Source organism: Marinobacter sp. Arc7-DN-1, assembly GCF_003441595.1.
Classification (GTDB): Bacteria; Pseudomonadota; Gammaproteobacteria; order Pseudomonadales; family Oleiphilaceae; genus Marinobacter; species Marinobacter metalliresistant.
In genome coordinates, this window is record NZ_CP031848.1 from 3275128 (window position 1) to 3292680 (window position 17553).

17 protein-coding genes are annotated in these 17553 nt (G+C 58.7%); 8 read left to right on the forward strand and 9 right to left on the reverse strand.

The window, feature by feature from the left end; translation table 11 throughout:
* Nucleotides 1-76 precede the first annotated feature (76 nt).
* Both D0851_RS15400 and D0851_RS15405 read right to left on the reverse strand, forming a co-directional pair.
* On the reverse strand, nt 77-445 hold the full coding sequence (locus D0851_RS15400; protein ID WP_117620430.1) for a pentapeptide repeat-containing protein: 369 nt from the start codon (nt 443-445) through the stop codon (nt 77-79).
* A gap of 36 nt (nt 446-481) precedes the next feature.
* On the reverse strand, nt 482-2071 hold the full coding sequence (locus D0851_RS15405; protein WP_117619441.1) for an AAA family ATPase: 1590 nt from the start codon (nt 2069-2071) through the stop codon (nt 482-484).
* Nucleotides 2072-2192: 121 nt separating this feature from the next.
* On the opposite strand from D0851_RS15405, the gene mrcB reads away from it, so the two are divergent.
* Together mrcB and D0851_RS15415 are read left to right on the forward strand one after the other, a co-directional pair.
* Nucleotides 2193-4523 carry a penicillin-binding protein 1B gene (mrcB, locus tag D0851_RS15410; RefSeq protein ID WP_117619442.1) on the forward strand — a complete coding sequence of 777 codons (2331 nt, stop codon included), beginning with the start codon at nt 2193-2195 and terminating at the stop codon, nt 4521-4523.
* The gene (locus D0851_RS15415; RefSeq protein WP_117619443.1) at nt 4520-5095 is read left to right on the forward strand and encodes a tetratricopeptide repeat protein; all 576 of its coding nucleotides are present in this window, start codon (nt 4520-4522) and stop codon (nt 5093-5095) included. Before mrcB ends, D0851_RS15415 begins: the two co-directional genes overlap by 4 nt.
* A gap of 48 nt (nt 5096-5143) precedes the next feature.
* On the opposite strand, the gene D0851_RS15420 is transcribed toward D0851_RS15415, so the two are convergent.
* Nucleotides 5144-6097: a DUF4382 domain-containing protein gene (locus D0851_RS15420; RefSeq protein WP_117619444.1), complete on the reverse strand. Its 954-nt coding sequence runs from the start codon at nt 6095-6097 to the stop codon at nt 5144-5146.
* Between the two features lie 275 nt (nt 6098-6372).
* Here D0851_RS15420 and D0851_RS15425 point away from each other — a divergent pair, with 275 nt between their 5' ends.
* The 4 genes from D0851_RS15425 to D0851_RS15440 all read left to right on the forward strand — a co-directional run bounded on the left by D0851_RS15425 (nt 6373) and on the right by D0851_RS15440 (nt 9344).
* Nucleotides 6373-6909, forward strand: a complete 537-nt coding sequence (locus D0851_RS15425) for an RNA polymerase sigma factor (protein ID WP_117620431.1) — start codon at nt 6373-6375, stop codon at nt 6907-6909.
* Between the two features lie 4 nt (nt 6910-6913).
* Nucleotides 6914-7606, forward strand: a complete 693-nt coding sequence (locus D0851_RS15430) for an anti-sigma factor family protein (RefSeq protein ID WP_227539320.1) — start codon at nt 6914-6916, stop codon at nt 7604-7606.
* The gene (locus D0851_RS15435) at nt 7603-7968 is read left to right on the forward strand and encodes a hypothetical protein (protein ID WP_227539321.1); all 366 of its coding nucleotides are present in this window, start codon (nt 7603-7605) and stop codon (nt 7966-7968) included. The genes D0851_RS15430 and D0851_RS15435 overlap by 4 nt, the downstream gene beginning before the upstream one ends.
* A gap of 137 nt (nt 7969-8105) precedes the next feature.
* Nucleotides 8106-9344, forward strand: a complete 1239-nt coding sequence (locus tag D0851_RS15440; RefSeq protein WP_227539322.1) for a tetratricopeptide repeat protein — start codon at nt 8106-8108, stop codon at nt 9342-9344.
* A 35-nt stretch (nt 9345-9379) separates the two neighbouring features.
* Here the strand turns inward: D0851_RS15440 and D0851_RS15445 are convergent, their stop codons facing one another.
* The 6 genes from D0851_RS15445 to D0851_RS15470 form a co-directional block, all read right to left on the reverse strand.
* Nucleotides 9380-10300, reverse strand: a complete 921-nt coding sequence (locus D0851_RS15445) for a lipase family alpha/beta hydrolase (RefSeq protein ID WP_117619447.1) — start codon at nt 10298-10300, stop codon at nt 9380-9382.
* Nucleotides 10301-10639: 339 nt separating this feature from the next.
* Complete coding sequence (gene hemL, locus D0851_RS15450; RefSeq protein WP_117619448.1) at nt 10640-11920, reverse strand: glutamate-1-semialdehyde 2,1-aminomutase; 1281 nt, start codon at nt 11918-11920, stop codon at nt 10640-10642.
* Nucleotides 11917-12594, reverse strand: coding sequence for a thiamine phosphate synthase (gene thiE, locus D0851_RS15455; RefSeq protein ID WP_117619449.1), 678 nt, complete (start codon nt 12592-12594; stop codon nt 11917-11919). The genes hemL and thiE overlap by 4 nt, the downstream gene beginning before the upstream one ends.
* Nucleotides 12591-13349, reverse strand: coding sequence for a bifunctional hydroxymethylpyrimidine kinase/phosphomethylpyrimidine kinase (gene thiD, locus D0851_RS15460; RefSeq protein ID WP_117620433.1), 759 nt, complete (start codon nt 13347-13349; stop codon nt 12591-12593). The genes thiE and thiD overlap by 4 nt, the downstream gene beginning before the upstream one ends.
* A 41-nt stretch (nt 13350-13390) precedes the next feature.
* A complete protein-coding gene (hemJ, locus tag D0851_RS15465) occupies nt 13391-13813 on the reverse strand; it encodes a protoporphyrinogen oxidase HemJ (protein WP_117619450.1) in 423 nt (140 codons plus the stop codon).
* Between the two features lie 3 nt (nt 13814-13816).
* Complete coding sequence (locus D0851_RS15470; RefSeq protein ID WP_117619451.1) at nt 13817-15592, reverse strand: chloride channel protein; 1776 nt, start codon at nt 15590-15592, stop codon at nt 13817-13819.
* A 166-nt stretch (nt 15593-15758) separates the two neighbouring features.
* Here D0851_RS15470 and argC point away from each other — a divergent pair, with 166 nt between their 5' ends.
* Both argC and D0851_RS15480 read left to right on the forward strand, forming a co-directional pair.
* Nucleotides 15759-16796, forward strand: a complete 1038-nt coding sequence (gene argC, locus D0851_RS15475; protein ID WP_117619452.1) for an N-acetyl-gamma-glutamyl-phosphate reductase — start codon at nt 15759-15761, stop codon at nt 16794-16796.
* 16 nt (nt 16797-16812) lie between these two features.
* Nucleotides 16813-17553 (forward strand): DUF6776 family protein, encoded by a 741-nt coding sequence (locus D0851_RS15480; protein ID WP_117619453.1) that lies wholly within the window; start codon nt 16813-16815, stop codon nt 17551-17553.

Below are 17553 nucleotides of genomic sequence, written 5' to 3' on the forward strand. Positions count from 1 at the left end.
AGCCGGAACTCGATAAATTTGCCCGGAGCCGGATCGGACACTGCGCAAACTGGTTGCCAGCCCCGCCTGTCGCTGGTCATTTTGGCAGTATGGCGTAACGCATGCGGGTCCCGTGATTCAGGGACATGACAATCTCATCGGCCTCCAGCCGGTGCGGGAAATAGCAGCCGGAAATCTTGGCGCTGGCAATGCTTGCGCCTTCCATTCTGGATTTCGAAAAATCTATCCCGCGCAGGTCCGTGCCGCGAAAGTAGGCATGGCGGAAATCCAATCCCTTGGCATTCATCCCGCGCAGGTCCAGACCCCGGAAATCGCCGTGGGCGAAACTGGGCAGCTCTGTGAGTTTTGCCTTCTCGGCGTTGAAGGCCTGCATGTCCTCACTGCGAAGGAGGGCATACAGGGGGTGGCTGATCTGATGTACTTCGTGTTCGCGGTTGTCGTCCATCTCATGCCTCATGCTGGCCAGTGGTAACCCATTGTTTTAATTTCCTGTTTTAGTGATGGAAATGCCCAGATGCTGCCGAATCCGGTCGGCCACCGCCTCTGCTACATGTTCCTGATCCGTGTGCAGATGGATGGTGTGGGTCTTTTCTTCCGCCGTCAGCGGTTCAAACCAGGTTTGCTGGGTGTCCAGGAGTTCCTCGGTTGCCTCTGAGGCGTCTCCCTTGCGGTTGCGGATCCATTCCCGGCGCAATGTCTCCGGCGCTTCGCAGTGTATCAGCGCAAACGGCACGCCCTGGGCTTCCGCCACGGAGGCCAGCAGCGACCGCTCGCTTTCTTTCAGGCTGGCGGCATCCACGATAACCGGTAAGCCGGCTGCCAGAACCTGTCCGGCGAGCCCTGCCAGCCGTTGGTAGGTTTTCGCCGTTGCTTGCGCAGTGTAGAGGTTGCCGCCCGTGGGGGAACGCGAACTTTCCAGTGGTGCAAGCCCGTGCAGACGCTTGCGCTCAACATCTGAGCGCAGGCGGATCAGGCCCAGTTCGCCGGCCATGGCAGCGCTGACGCAGGTTTTTCCGCTGGCGGACAGGCCAGTGGTTGCCAGCAGATAGTGATTGGGGATGGTGCTGTAATCCTCGGCCAGCTGGGCGTAATCACGATAGCGCTGCATCAGGTCGGCTTTTTCGCCCCCGCTGAGGGACGGATTGCCCATGGTGAACAGCGCAATCTTGGCCCGGACCATGGCCCGGTACGCCTTGTAGAGCGGCAGCAGGGGCAGGGCTTCGAAGTCGTCCCGGTATTCCAGATAGGTGTTGAGCACCAGATTGGCCAGCGCGCCTTCCCGCCGGAATTCCAGGTCCATCAGCAGGAACGCCAGATCGTTGATCACATCAATCCAGCGGAAAGGCTCGCTGAATTCGATGCAATCGAAAACCGTAACGTCGCCTTCAAAGCGGGTGATGTTGGCCAGGTGCAGGTCGCCGTGGCACTCACGGACCATGCCGTTGGCCCGGCGACTGGCAATCAGCTCCCGATGGCGTTCGAAGGTAGACTCGGTCCAGGCCTGGAGGTTGTCCAGTTGCAGGAGCAGATCGGCGTCGTCAATCAGCGGGCGTATCTGGTCAAAATTTTCCTGCATCGCCGCAAAGACCGCTTCAGGGGTTCCAAGCGGCTTTTCGTCAGGGACCGGTGGCAATCGCTCGTGGAAGGCGGCGACCTGCCGGGCAAGGCTGGTCAGAAGTTCCGGTGCCAGCTCACCTTGTTCCTGAAGGCGGTCGAACAGCTGGTCCTGATCGAACTGGCGCATTTTGATGGCGTATTCGAAGGCCTCGCCGTCACCACCGAGAACGGGGTGATCCGGGGTCCCGGAAATCGGAAGGACCTCAAGGTACAGCGCTTCGGCCAGTCTTCGATTGAGCCGGAGCTCTTCCGCGCAGAAATGCTTTCTGCGTTCCAGGGTGGAGAAGTTCAGAAAGCCGAAATCCATTGGTTTCTTGATCTTGTAGGCGTAATCGCCGGTCAGGATAACCTGGGAGATATGAGTTTCAATGACCTGGAAGTCTTTGACCGGGTGGTCGTACAGCTCTGGATTCTGCAGTGCCAGAATCAGATTACCTGGGGATGTCTCACTCACGGTGCTCTCCTCGCGTTCCCTGAACCCATTGATTTTTATTGCCCTATCATAACGGGCAGATTACAGAAATAACACACAGTTGGCCTGCCTTCCTGGCCGGTCCCTTCGTTATAATCCGGCCATGAAAAAATCCAGCTCATCTTCCCCGTCCAGGCGAAAGCCCTCCCGAAAGTCCTCGAATAGTGGTCGCCGCCCATGGTTCTGGCGTTTGATGTTCCGGTTTTGTGCCATTGGCCTCGTGTTGCTCGCAGGCTGGACGGTCTATCTCGATGCGGTTGTAACGTCCCGCTTCGAGGGGCGCCGGTTTGAAGTGCCGTCGCGGGTGTATGCTCGCCCCCTTGAGCTCTTTGAGGGCGCCAGTATCAGCGCCGGTGCCCTCGAACGGGAGCTCCAGCTATCCGGTTTTCACAAGGGCGCAGGCGATAAGCCCGGCAGTTATCAGCGCAATGGCAGCCGGTTCGTCATCAGTACCCGTGGCTTTTCCTTCCCGGATGGTGATGAACCCGCGCGCAAGATTTCATTGACGATCTCGGCTGACCGAGTCCAGAGCTTTTCGGTGATTCGGGGCGAGGCCGCACCGATCATTCGCCTTGAACCCGCCCGGATCGGCGGAATTTATCCGGCTCACAAGGAGGACCGGGTGCTGGTCGAGCTGAGTCAGGTCCCTGCCTTGCTGCTGGCGACATTGATGGCCGTGGAGGATCGCAATTTCTATGATCATTTCGGGATTGCCCCCTTGTCCATTGGCCGGGCAATGCTTGCGAATATCCGGGCCGGTCGTGTCGTCCAGGGTGGCAGCACCCTGACCCAGCAACTGGTCAAGAATCTCTTCCTGACCCGTGACCAGACACTGCTCCGCAAGGGCAATGAGGCCATCATGTCGGTTTTGCTGGAGCTCCATTATGAAAAAGACGACATCCTTGAAACCTACCTGAACGAAGTCTATCTGGGGCAGGCAGGCACGCGCAGCATTCATGGTTTCGGCCTGGCCAGTCAGTTTTACTTCGGCCAATCCCTGGGCGATCTCGACGTGCACCAGATTGCCCTTCTGGTTGGGATGGTCAAGGGCGCGAGCTACTACAATCCCCGGCGAAACCGCGAGCGGGCAACAGAGCGCCGGAATCTCGTGATTTCGGAAATGGAGCAGGCTGGCCTGATCGAACCCGAGCGTGCCGCAAGGGCCAGGGGCCTTCCGCTCGGGGTCAGCGAGCGCCCCTCCTATTCCGAGAACCGCTACCCGGCCTACATTGATCTTGTGCGAAGGCACCTGGCCCGTGACTACAAGGAAGAAGATCTTCGCAGTGAAGGTCTGCGGATTTTTACCACTCTGGACCCGGCCATCCAGTACGCCGCAGAATTCGCCGTGACTGATACCTTGCCAAGGCTCGGTGGTGCGAAGCTGGCGGAATCGCTGGAGGCGACCCTGGTGGTGACAGCCAAGGATTCCGGGGAAGTCCTGGCCCTGGTCGGCGGGAAAGACCCCCGGTTTGCCGGTTTCAACCGGGCTCTGGACGCCAATCGCCAGATTGGCTCGCTAATCAAGCCGTTTATATATTTGTCGGCGTTGCAGCGGTCCGAGCGTTATACCTTGATGACACCGGTGCTGGATAAGTCTTTTACTCTGGAATTTGATGACGGTCGGCGCTGGCAACCGAAAAATTACGATGGCGAAGAGCGAGGGGAGGTACCGTTGCACAAGGCGCTTTCCCACTCCTACAACTTGCCTGCGGTGCGGGTCGGGCTGGATATCGGTGTGGATGTGGTCAGTGACACGCTGACTGCTTTTGGTGTCGATACGCCGATTTCGCAGTACCCGTCCATGTTGCTGGGATCGGTTTCCATGAGCCCGATTACCGTCGCCCAGATCTATCAGGGACTGGCGACTTCCGGCTTCAATACCCCGTTAAGAACGATTCGGGAAGTCACCGATGCCAGTGGCGAGGCGCTTTCCCGATACAGCCTTGAGGTGGAGCAGGTTGCCGATCCTGCGGCCGTGCATCTGGTACAGTACGCGATGCAGGAAACCATGCAGGAAGGCACCGGGCGTTCCGCCTACAACATCTTGCCACGGCAATTGACCCTGGCCGGCAAGACGGGGACCACCGACGATGGTCGGGATTCCTGGTTTGCCGGGTTCAGCGGCGATCTACTGGCAGTAGCCTGGGTCGGTCGTGATGATAACGGAGCAACAGCGTTGACAGGTGCCAGTGGGGCGCTGCCGGTCTGGTCCCGTTTTATGGCGCAGGTGCCGCAGCATGGCTTTTCGCCGGTGGTGCCTGATGGGGTCAACTACCACTGGGTTAATACGGAGCGCCAGGCGCTGACAGATAAGTACTGCGACAATGCCCGTTTGCTGCCTTTCATCGCCGGCAGCGAACCGGCGCAGACAGTTTCATGCTCCGGAACCCTTGAACGGCGTATCCGGGGCTGGTTTGAAGGATTGTTCCAATGAAGATCAAAACGACGCTCAGAACAGGGCTCATCATGACACTGCTCGCCCTGGCGGGCTGCGCCTCCGGCCCGGGTGGCGGAATTTATGTGCCGGTGGGTGGTGAGCCCGCCAAGGCACCAGAGCCCCCACGAACCAGTGCCGGTGAGGATGAGGCGCCGGTCTGGCGAAAAAGCGAGCAGCCCGCGGCGGCGCCGTCAGAGCAGGAACCGCCTCGCAGCAGTTCTCCGAGCTACCGTGAAACCGGGGATGGGCTCTCGCCGGCTGCGCTCAGCCTGGTGCGTGACGCTGATGGATTACTAAAACAGGGTGACACCGCCGGGGCGATTGCCCGGCTCGAACGGGCCCAGCGAATTGCGCCCCGCTCGGCGGAAGTGTACTTCAAGCTGTCGGAAGCCTACGTAGCCAGCAACCGGTTGGGCCCCGCTGAGCAGTTCACCCTTAAGGGGCTGTCTCTGGCCGGAAGCGATGCCAGACTGCAGAGAGCCGGTTGGCTGTTGCTGGCGGATATTCGCCGGGCAAGAGGTAATGTGGCTGGGGCGGATCAGGCGGAGGCCCGGGCAGCGGCGTTGTAATTGAGGCCCCTGCGCAGGCAGGGGCACTGATAGGCAGCGCTATTTTGCTTACTGGGGCAGCGGAATCGGCTGTGCCTGTACTTCTGAATCGGCAATGACTTCCACGTTCTGCGTGCCTTGGAACTCCAGTGTGTCGTCGGTTTCGTTGTTATCCAACTGACAGCTGTAGCTGATGGTGTAATCCCCGGCAGGAAGGAAGGCAGCAGTGTAGGTATACAGACTGGCGCTATCCTCGTTCGATACGGGAACTGCCATAACCGGCTGTTCGTCCTCACTGTTGATATTGATGTTTGTGGGGACAACATCAGGCCCTTCAAATATGTATACCGAACCCTCATAGGCGCAGTCAGCACGCTGGTCATCGTTCGCCCGGGTGGAATTGATGGTGGCAAAGTCCACTTCGCCGGTAATAGCGCCTACTTGCAGGTTATTGACCAATCGGAGCGAAGGTTTCAGCAGGAAGTCCGCGAGCGACTGCCCCTGAGGGTCGACGATGGATTTTTTGACATCAAAGTCGATGGTGAAGTCCGTTGTGGTGTCCGCGGCTACCAGAAAATCACCCTTGAGCTTAAGAACGCTTGAGGGAACGGCCAATGTTTTCCGGATGTCGGGTGCATCATCGGTTATGACATAGGAGTCCGGCAGTGAGTCGTCGTCCGTGTCGGAGTCCTCAACATTGATGTTTAGCCGTAGTTCCGAGTACTGGCCCGCGGGCACTTCTTCGTCGGTGATCAGTGGTGCACTCAGGCCGCCCTGGAGCGCCAGAAGGTTCAATGACTTTGGTTCATCAAAAATGAACTCTACCCATTTGCCATCGGCCGGTTTCAGCGCCATCCCTGTAAACGAGATTGTCACATCGGTGAGGTTCGTCGTCGGCGCATCGGTAATGCCGAACGAAACCGTGCCTGTGGAGCTGGATGCCTGTCCGTCATCTCCGCCACCACAGGCCGCAATGCTCGCAGCCAGTGCCGAAACAGTGAAAAGCTGGGTCGAACGTTTCATATAAACCTCCATGGCTTATTTTGGGGAGTTGTAGCGTAGCAACATCGCTACCTGACCCCGGTAAAACGATCGGCAAGGGAGCGGGGTTCCGGAAGTTTTGTTAACCTTTCCTCATATCCCGGCAATGGCTTAATAATCGTTTTGCGGAAATGGCAAATGCACCGGCCGGGCGGTCTGTTTTAGACTGCGCCGCTGGAATCAACCCACGCAGGTAAACAACAGCTTTGGCAATATTTCCTTTTAAGCCTTCAAAGGCGCGGCGGTTTGAATTGCTGGTGCAACCCCATCTGGAGGCAATGTACCGGTTCGCGTTCCGTTTGGCAGGGCAGCAGCAGGATGCAGAAGATCTGGTTCAGGATGTGGTAATCAAACTGTATCCGCGGCTGGATGAGCTGGAGGCGGTCGAGCAGCTGCGGCCTTGGCTTAACCGGGTTTTATATCGTCAGTTTATTGATCAGATCCGGCGTAAAAACCGGCAGGTTGACCGCCCGCTGACGGAGCTTGTCGGGACCGAAAGTCAGGCGGACTGGCTGGACAGCCTGCAATCCGACAGCGGCGGGCCGGATATTCAGCTGGAGCACGCCCGGCTTGCACCAGTTCTGGATCGGGTGTTGGCAACACTGACACCGGATCAGCGAACCCTGTTGTTGCTTCACGACGTGGATGGCTGGCGCCAGGAAGACGTTGCCGAGGTGTTGGATATCCCGTTGGGAACAGTGAAATCCCGGTTACACCGTTGCCGGGCTGTCTTGCGCAAAAAATTGCAGCGGGAGCTGGAACCAATCGAGTCAGTCGGTCGTGTGGGAGAGTGAGGTGATGACGATGTCCTGCAACGAAATTCGGGTTAACCTGCCCGCCTACATCAGAAACGAACTTTCCGCTGCTGAGCATGACCGGGTGGCTCAGCATTTGGCCGCCTGCGAGGAATGCAACGAGGTGCTTGCGTCGGAGCATGTCCTGAACGATACCCTGCAGGAGCGATTCGTCATCCCGGCACCGTCCCCGGATTTCCAAGAGCGTGTTTTTGCCGCTGCCCGGGGCAATGCTGATGCCGGATGGAGTCACTCGGTACTGGGCGGGGCCATTGCGGCGGCTCTTGCCTTGGGTGTTGGTCTGGGCGTTCTGCTGCAGCCGGCCGGGGTGACAGAAGATGCGGCTTCCATTGCCGCCGGCTCTGATGTCGTGGCTGAAAAGCCGGAGGAGCCGATTGCAGTCCCTGTTGATAAAACGGTTCGCCTGGCCTTCCGCTCCGGTGAAGCACTGGAAAATGTTACCTTGACACTGAAGCTGCCGCCGCATGTAGAGCTTGCTTCATGGCCAGGTCAGCGCGAGTTCAGTTGGCAGGTGAGTCTGGAGGCGGGTGAGAATGTCCTGTCACTGCCTCTGAAGCTACTGTTCCCGGGAATGGGTGAGTTGGTGGCGCGACTGGACACCGGAGACCGCCAGAAAACCTTCCGGGCCCTGATTCCTGAATACCCGGCACTGCCGGTTGAGGGCCCGGAATCATGAAGCGTGATAGCCTCTCCCAGTGCATTCAATCGGCCGGATTGTTGGTTTTTCTGCTGTTGGCACCAATGACGACGCAGGCAAGCGACGATCTGGATGTTACCATGCGCATGGTGACCGACGATGTTGAGCTTACCGATTCAGTGGTTCGGGAAATAGAGTTGCCCCATGCTGTCGAAAGGCCTGATACCCCGGCCAAGTTCGGCTCTCGGGGCCTTGATGCAGCCAGGGAAGCCCGTGAAAGGGGGCGCGAGTTCGGTGAATCCATGTCTGAAAAAGCCCGGCAATCCCGAGATTTGATTAAAGGTAATGCCGAACGACCCGAACGACCCGAACTGCCGGATGCGGCGGGGCGGGAGCGCTGAAACTGAGCGAGTAGGCCGGCCTGTCCTGCGATGATCAATCCGGAGAAATCTGTTTGCTGGTGTGCTGGCTTGCCCTTTCTTTATCCTTTTTACTGGTTGCTCCCGTTGGGCTTCAGGCGGCCGAATCCGATGCTGGAATGGAGCAGTTCCGCGACGGTATTCAATCATTTGAAAACGGAAACCTGCAGGCGGCCCGGGCCCACTTTGAAAGCGCCGTCGCCGCCGGCCTGACATCCTCCTCCCTTTTCTACAACCTTGGTGTTACCTGTTACCAGCTCGGGGACTATCCTGCCGCCGAAACAGCCTTCCGTACCCTGTTGGACGGCCAAAACGGCGCACTGGTGCGCTACAATCTTGGCTTGGTAGCGCTTGGTAAAGGCGATCAGGAGGCCGCCAGAGACTGGTTTGAGCAATCGGCCGCTGCCGGTACTCCGGAAAAAATCCGGGCCTTGTCCCTGGCTCAGTTAAAGGAGCTGGGTGGCAACGTTGTGCCCCCTGGCCGCCAACCCGAACGCCGGGGCTATCTGGCAGCATCCGAAGGTTATGACTCCAACATTGCCGGCTTGCCTGAGGCCACCACGTCCCGTGAAGGCGGTGTCTTCTTCGACGCGCTGGCAGCCGGAACATTTGAACAACCTGCGGGTGCCCGTTCCCGGTTTGCCCTGGAAGTGGCGGCCTATGCCCGCAAATACCCGTCGGATGGAAGCTACGATACCCGGGTTTTACAGGGGCGGTTGGGCTGGTCCGAGTCCCTCAACGACGGGGAACGGGGAGCTGTGGTGTCCGTTGTTCAGTCCTGGTTTGATGGTCAGTCACTGGAGCGTCGATACGGTGTTGAGGGGTATTATCGCTGGAATGGGTGTGTATTGGTGGGCAGCCCTGACCAATGTGGCGTAGCCCTCGCGGCGGCCACAGTTGATGGCGGTTCAGGCTTTGAAGCGTACGATGGTCAGTGGTACCGGGCCCGCCTGCATGCACTTAAGTACTACGGGAGCTGGCGGTTTTATGGCGAGTATGCACTGGAAATCAATGATCGTCGGGATCAGCGTACAACAGACGAATATATCAGTGTGTCACCCAATCACCACACTGTGGAAGTGGCCGCCCGCTACCGCTGGCAAACGGACCTGGTTACCGGAGCGCTCGGCTCAATTCGCCACAGCCGGTATCAGGAGCCCCACGTGTTGGTTGCTTCAGCCGGTGAGAGTGGGCGCAGGAAGGATAACCGCCTTGAGGTCGGGGTACTGGCGGAGCGATCACTGAATAGCCGTTGGCTGGTGCGGGGAGAGTGGCTGATCCGCGATAACCGCAGCAGTCTGGCGCAGTATGGGTATGAACGCCAGACTGTCATGCTTACTTTGGAAGGTGCCTTCTAGCCCCTTTATTCAGGAGCCAGAAGGTTGGTTGCGGATTACAGACCGGCATTCCTCAGCCGGTTGGCGTGCTGCTTGTAAACGGATTTCGGGTCAGTTTCGAACAGGCTGTGCAGTCCGAGCGCCTGGTTAATCTCATCAAGATGGTTCATGAAGTAGTTGTCCCGGATAACCTTGCCGAACCGATTGCTGCAGCGCCCGACCAGACCATCGTTCTGGCTGAAACCGAAGGTCAGGCTGGTGGTGCCGAGCAGGGCGTCAGACGGGTCCAGCACGTTGGTGAGAACGCCGGTGCCTCCCCAGGAATAGAAGCGAACGCCGTTCGCCGAGTAAGCCCCTTCTCCGCACGCCGTCGCCGGAACACCGGCAGGGGCGAAGCTGTTGAATTCGGCACTTCCCTGAGTCGTCAGGGAGTAAAGGCTGGAGCGCAGGTCCTGGTTGTAGCCGCCGCCCGAAAGCAGATCGATAAGGCCACCAAGGGCATTGCCCAGGCTCGCTGCCAGACTTTCGGCGGGCGATCCGTAGATCAGATCAGCGACCGGAGAGCCCTTGTGGGGGGAGCCCACCGAGGTTACCGAAGCCACCAGATCAGGCCGGATCCGGGCGATGTAGCGGGCGGTTGGCCCGCCATGGCTGTGGCCAATCAGGTTCACCTTACCATGCACAGCGGCAATCGCCTGAACCTGAGGCAGCAGGGCTTCACCACGGGCAATAGTGCTATCAAGAGCCGGAACCTGGGTGGTGTAAACATCGGCGCCATATTTGCGGAGATCTTCAGCCACGCCGTACCAGTAATCCACACCGGCAATGGAATCAAAACCGAACATACCGTGCACCAGCACAACCGGGTAACGGGTATCGGTGTAATCTGAAGGGGTAGAGTCCCACCACCAGGCGGCGGAGGGCGCAGACCAGGCCACAGTCAGGGCCAGGGCCATTGCTTTAATCCAGGCTTTCATTGTCGTTCCTACAGTTTGATGTTGTGTTTGTTATTCAAACTGCGGCTCAACCTAACGGGTTGCTCCAGAGACTCCTTTCTCATACTGCATCTGCCTCAAGGCAGATCGAGTGCTTCCGTGCGCTGACTTGGTTCTTGTGTTTGTTAGGTTGATGCCGTCAGAGCATCTCGGTAGAGATGTGCCCATAATTTGATCAGTGACATGGGTAAGTCAACGGCAGAGGAGGCAAGCCGGGTGTGTTCACTCTGGAAGTGTGAGGCATATCACATGGATGGCCCCGCAGGACAAGCCTCGGGCTGACCTGCGGGGTGTGTTGACTGGCGAGCGCAGTCTCAGGGATCAGAGCGTGGCCATGACCTTCTTGGCCGCCGCGGTAGTATGGGCAATATCTTCTTCTGACAACGCAGCGCTGGTGAAGCCAGCCTCGAAGGCGGAGGGGGCCAGGTAGACACCCTCCTTCAGCATGCCTTGGAAGAACTTCTTGAATCGCTCGACATCGCAGGCCATCACCTGGTCGAAGCGGGTAACCGAAGGCTCTTCTGTGAAGAAGAAACCAAACATGGCACCGGAACCCTGAACGGTCAGGGGAATGCCGGTGGCATCGGCGGCCTCCCTGAGGCCTCGGCAAACGGCGTTGGTTTTCTCGGTCAGGCGGTCGTGAAAACCGGGCTCGGAAATCGCGTTCAGAGTCGCCAGGCCTGCACACATGGCGAGCGGGTTTCCGCTCAGGGTACCGGCCTGGTAGACCGGGCCCAGCGGTGAGATATGCTCCATGATTTCACGTTTGCCGCCAAAGGCGCCAACCGGAAGCCCACCGCCAATCACCTTGCCCAGGGCCGTGAGATCAGGCGTCACGCCATATAGCCCCTGGGCACCGCCGAGGGACACGCGGAAGCCGGTCATTACCTCGTCAAAAATCAGCACCGTGCCATGCTCGTCGCATACCTCACGCAGCCCTTCGAGGAATCCGGGCACCGGCGGGATGCAATTCATGTTGCCGGCAACCGGCTCCACGATGATTGCCGCGATCTGGTCGCCCATCTTGCTGAAGGTCTCTCTGACACTATCGATGTCGTTGTAGGTCAGCGTCAGGGTGAGTTCGGCCAGGCTGGCCGGAATGCCCGGTGAATTCGGCACGCCGAGGGTCAGTGCGCCGGAGCCCGCCTTTACCAGAAGGGAATCCACGTGTCCGTGGTAGCAGCCTTCAAACTTCACAATCTTGTCCCGGCCGGTGTAACCCCGGGCCAGTCGGATTGCGCTCATGGTTGCCTCGGTGCCGGAGTTCACCATGCGGACCAGATTGATTGAGGGCACCAGTTCGCAGACCTTCCTGGCCATCTCCGTCTCAAGCGCCGTTGGCGCGCCATAGCCGATGCCGAGATCAACCTGGGCATGGAGGGCATCCTTGATGCGCTTGTCCGAGTGGCCAAGAATCATCGGCCCCCAGGAGCCGATGTAGTCGATATAGCGTTGGCCGTCCTCGTCATACAGGTAGGCGCCCTGGGCATGGTTGAAGAAGATGGGTGTTCCCCCGACACCGCGAAAGGCCCGGACCGGGGAATTTACGCCACCGGGAATGTATTTCTGAGCCTGCTCGAAAAGGGTTTCGGAGTGCGTCATGTGTCTTGGCTCCTGTTATCTTGGAAGTGAAAAAGTGGATGATGGTTTGCGAACAGTCGTTCAAAGGCTTTTGCCCGTTGCTCAATGTCATCAGGGCTGCCCCCGAACAGGCCGCCAACCACGGCAAGCATGTCAGCACCGGCACGAATCAGAGATTCGCCGTTTTCTGTGGTTACTCCGCCAATGGCAGCCAGGGGGCGACGGAAACGTTTCGCCTCGGTGAGCACCTCCGGCGATGCCGCCGGTGCCCCCGGTTTGGTCGAGGACGTGAAAAAGCGCCCGAATGCAAGATAGTCGGCACCTTCCTCCAGCCCGGCCTGTGCCAGTGCAAGGTCGGCATGGCAGGTTACTCCGATGATGGCCTGCTCCCCGAGTAACCGGCGGGCAGCGGCCAGTGAGCCGTCGGTCTGTCCCAGGTGAACGCCGGCAGCTCCGACCCGTTTTGCCAGTTCCGGATCGTCATTGATCAGCAGCGGCACACCGGCGTTGCGGCAAACAGCCTGAAGGTTTCTGGCCTGAGCGACTCTCTCGGCCAGGGGGGCGGATTTTTCCCGGTATTGTACCATTACCGCGCCACCCCGCAGTGCCGCTTCAACGGATTCAATGAGAATGGCACGCGGGGTGAGCTGGCTGTCGGTAATGGCATAGAGCCCCGGGCGAAGCCCCTTGCTCATCGTTCCCACAGAATGCCCCGGTCCGGTACTGGCTGGCCTTTGCCAACCTCAAGCGCATGCAGTATGGCGTGGTTTACGTAGTTCTGGGCCTGGGAGATGGCGGCGCGGGGCGACAGGCCCGACGCCCGGCCTGCTGCAATAGCTGCCGCCAGCGTGCAGCCGGTACCGTGGTACTCTCCGCCAATACGCTCAATCTCCCAGCGCATGGGCTCCGGGCCATGGTTGTAAAGCGTGTTGGTGATGTGGATGCCGGTGCCATGGCCCCCGGTTGCAAGAACCGATTCACATCCGCCTTGCAGCAGGTGTTCGGCTGCCTCGCCGGGATTATCGCGGCCTCCCAGCAACGCCAGTTCGACCCCGTTCGGGGTAATCATCTCGGCCAGCGGAAACAACCGCTCCTTCATGGCGGCAATCAGTTCGTCGTCGGCCAGGTCGCCGCCACCCGCGGCCTTGATTACCGGGTCGGTGATGAGCGGCAGGCCCGGGCGTTCGGCCATAAACTCCACCAGTACGTCCACCACCGCGGCGTTACCCAGTGCACCGGTTTTCACCGCATGAATCGGAGCATCGTCTGCAATGCACTGAAGCTGCTTGCGAATCAACTCAGCAGAGACGGCTTCAGCGCCGTACACGTTCCGGGTGTCCTGAACGGTGAGGCAGGTTAGTACGGGCAGAGGGTGGCAACCCAGTGATGTAATCGCCTGGATGTCAGCCTGAATACCCGCGCCGCCAGAGGGGTCCAGACCGGAGAGTATCAATACCTGGGGACGATTATAGCGTTTGATGACCCACCTCCTTAGAAGGGTTTGACGACAGCCAGGATAACAACGGCCAGAAGGATAAAGACCGGCAGTTCATTGAACCAGCGATAGAATACGTGGCTGCGGGTATTCCGGTCGTCCCGGAAGACTTTGACAAGATGTCCGCAGTAGAAATGGTAAACGATCAGCACAGCGACCAGAAGCAGCTTCACATGCAGCCAGCCCTGACTGAAGTAGCCAGAAACATTGTAACTGATCAGCCACACACCGAAGACAATCGTGGCAATCATTGAGGGCGTGGTGATGCCCCGATAGAGCTTGCGCTCCATGATCTTGAATCGTTCGCGCCCCGGTTCATCCTCGCAGGCGGCGTGGTAGACGAACAGCCTGGGCAGATAGAAGATGCCGGCAAACCAGCACACCAGTGAAATAATATGGAAGGCTTTGACCCACAGCATTCGTCAGCTCCGTCGGTATTGGTAATAACTTTCGATATCGGATTTGAGCACCACACCGTAAACCCGCTGGATCATGGGCGCTACGTGACGTTGTACGTACAGGGCCTCGGCGTTGGTTGACTCGAATTCGTCCAGGGCCTCCTCAAGGGTGGCCTGGTATTGTACCGGAGCGACATCACGACGATTGGCGGGAATATCCATCAGATCGATGGACTCCGGGGGCTCGATTTCTTCTTCGGAAACCAGCTTTTCGGTGTCTTCGATATAGCGGGCGAGGTCGACCGCTGGCAGCAGGGCGGTCGGCCCGTTACTGCCCTCAACAACCAGCCACTTGGGTTCGGATTTCAGGACCTTCCGGGCGTCCCCGACAGTAAGGTGTCGCTCTGTGCGCAGAATGCTGCGGTCCATAATGGCTCCTACCGATACCCGGCGCAGGGCCTGGATAACCGGAGAATTCTGGTAGCTCAGGCCCTGATTCTTGAGGATGGTAAGGAACAGTGATTTCTTGCCGAACGCTTCACTGGTCACCAGGCTTGAGGTGGTAATGATGAGCATGCCCGGAAGGATGATGTTGGCGTTATGGGTCAGTTCCATCAGGGCCATCAGGGCAGCCAGCGGCGCCTGAAGCACTGCCCCCATCATGGCTCCCATGCCCAGTATGGCGTAGACCCCTACGGAGGAAGCGTGCTCCGGCATGATCTGGGCCCCGATCAGCCCCATTGCTCCCCCCAGTGTTGCACCCATAAACAGAGTCGGGCCGATGACGCCACTTGGCATGCCCAGCCCGATGGACAACGATGTAATGATCAGTTTGGCAACGCCTGCGCCCAATAGCAGCCAGAATCCCAGCTGACCATTAATGGTTTCGTTAACAGTGTCGTACCCGATACCCATGGTTTCCGGAACCAGAATGGCGAAAGGCACCATCAGCAAACCTGCGGTGACAATCCGCAACAGGACTGGCCGGTGGTGATGTTTGCCCATGGTGTCCACTAACTGAATAAACAACGCAGCGGCAATGCCGATAATGACGGCAATAGCGAGAATCCAGGGAATCTCAAGCAGGGAATTCATCGTCAGGGCAGGCACGTTGAAGGCTGGCTCTGAGCCATACACCGCCTGGGTGACAACGGCGGCACTGACCGCTGCCAGGATGATAGGGGTGAAGCCGGCAATGGTGTATTCCATCATCACGACTTCCATGGCGAAAATGACACCGGATATCGGCGTATTGAACGAGGCTGAAATCGCCGCTGCGCAGCCGCAGGCAACCAGGGTCCGGATGCTGTTGTTCGGCAACCGCATCCACTGCCCCATCAGGCTGGAGAACGCGGCCCCCAGATGCACCGCCGGTCCCTCCCGGCCTGCGGACTGGCCACTGACAACCGTGGCGACGCCCGAGATGAATTGCACGATGGCGCTGCGGATGGATATGTAGCCCTGGTGGTAATTCAGGCGCTCCATGACATGGACAACCCCCACCTTGCGGTCATGGGTGGCCAGCCGGTGGAACAGCAAACCGAGGCTGAGAGCCCCTGCAAGAGGAAGCAGGCCGCGGGTCAGCAGGTCGAGGTTCTCAAACGACTCAGAGCCCTCTCCCGGAAGAAAGCGCTCCAGGGGCCATTCGATGGCCAGGCGGAAAATCAGGATGACACCGCCAGTGATAAGCCCCGATAACAGGCCAAGAACGGCCAGTTGCGGCAGCGCGTCGACACCGGAAAGCCTGCGCCGGAAAACAGGGATCAGGTGCTCGGTAATCTGGTACCAGATTTTCTGCATGAGGCCGGAGTTCCGGTGAATTTAGGCGGACTGCCAGAAGGTTTCTGGCAACGTTTCTGACAACATTGTAACGGTCGCCCTGAGGGCTGCAATAAGTCATTGGTTTATCATGGTAGACTACGCCGTCAAACCTCAAAATCCTGATACGACGTCGCTGGAGAGAAAGGTGATTAAAGTAGGCATCGTTGGTGGCACCGGGTATACCGGTGTGGAGCTGCTGAGAATCCTCGCGGTTCACCCTGAAGTTTCGGTCAGTTGCATTACATCCCGCTCGGAAGCCGGCCTGCCTGTGGCGGATATGTATCCGAACTTGCGCGGGCACTATGACCTCGCGTTCTCTGAGCCGGATGCAGGCATACTGGCAGCATGCGATCTGGTGTTCTTTGCCACGCCCCACGGTGTCGCCATGAGGATGGTGCCGGAACTGATGGCGGCTGGTGTGCGTGTGGTTGATCTCTCTGCGGACTTCCGCCTGAAAGATCTGGATGTCTGGGCAAGCTGGTACGGCATGCGCCACGAAAGCCCGGAATGGGCTGAGAAGGCAGTCTACGGGCTGCCGGAAGTGGTCCGTGAGGAAATCCGCGAAGCGCAACTGGTGGCGAACCCGGGCTGTTACCCGACTGCCGTTCAGCTGGGCTTTCTGCCACTGCTTGAGCAGGGCCTGGTCGATCCCGCCCGCCTGATCGCAGATGCGAAATCGGGAGCCAGCGGGGCTGGCCGGCAGGGCAAGATCGGCATGTTGCACGGGGAGGTTGGCGAGAGCTTCAAGGCCTATGGCGCTTCCGGTCATCGCCATCTGCCCGAAATTCGTCAGGGGCTGTCTGGCGCGGCTGGTGGTGACGTGGGGGTGACGTTTGTTCCGCACCTGATTCCGATGATTCGCGGTATCGAAGCAACTCTCTATGCTGAGCTGAAAGATCCAGCAGACTTCGACCGGCTTCAGGCGTTGTTTGAAGAGCGGTACAAGGCGGAACCGTTTGTCGATGTCATGCCCTTTGGCAGTCATCCGGAAACCCGGAGTGTGAGGGGCGCAAACCAGTGCCGTATGGCGCTGCATCGGCAGGAGCAAAGCAACATTGTTATTGTGTCTTCGGTCATCGATAACCTGGTGAAAGGCGCCGCCGGGCAGGCGGTTCAGAACATGAACATCATGTTCGGGCTGAAAGAAACCATGGGGCTTGAGGCTCCGGCGCTTCTGCCGTAATGCCGAAGGACAAACCGTGAGCGAGCAGAGAAAGCCGGCCGAAGAGTATGTTGTAATCCGGCATCGCCCGGGTTACCGCCTGCGCAGAACAGCAATCCTGCTGGTGTTCACCCTAGTCGCTGCGATCGCCGGGTATGCAACTGGCCTGGCGCAGGGCGGGTTCCGGTTCTCCAGTGCGGAAGAATCGAACCAGGTGCTGGAGAGCGAAGTCGAAAAGCTTCGGAAGGATTACCGGGAGGCCCGGCAGCAGTTGATCAATCTGGAGCGCGGGCGAGCCATTGATGAGCAGGCCCTGAACCGGGCCCGGAAAACCATAGTTGATCTTGAAACCCGGATTGCGTCACTGCAATCGGACCTGACTTTCTATAAAAACATCATGGCACCCTCGGAAACTAGCAAAGGGTTACAGGTCGACAGCGTCACGCTGACACCCAGCCGCAGTCAGGGTGCCTACGATTTCAAGTTGGTACTGACCCAGGTCGGTAATAACAAAAGTTACATCTCCGGCGTGGTGGCGGTGAACGTCATCGGGCTGCGTGACCAGGAAAAAGAGGTGATTGCCCTGCGTGATCTTTCTGAGGATATCGAGGATCTCGGGGTGAAGTTCCGTTTCCGGTATTTCCAGGATGTTGAAGGTACCCTGGCGTTGCCGGAAGAATTTGAGCCAATCGAGATTCAGGTGGTAGCCCAGGCGGAGGGACGGAAGTCCTCGCAGGCCGAGCGTACCTTTAACTGGGATGATTTAACGGAGAACTGA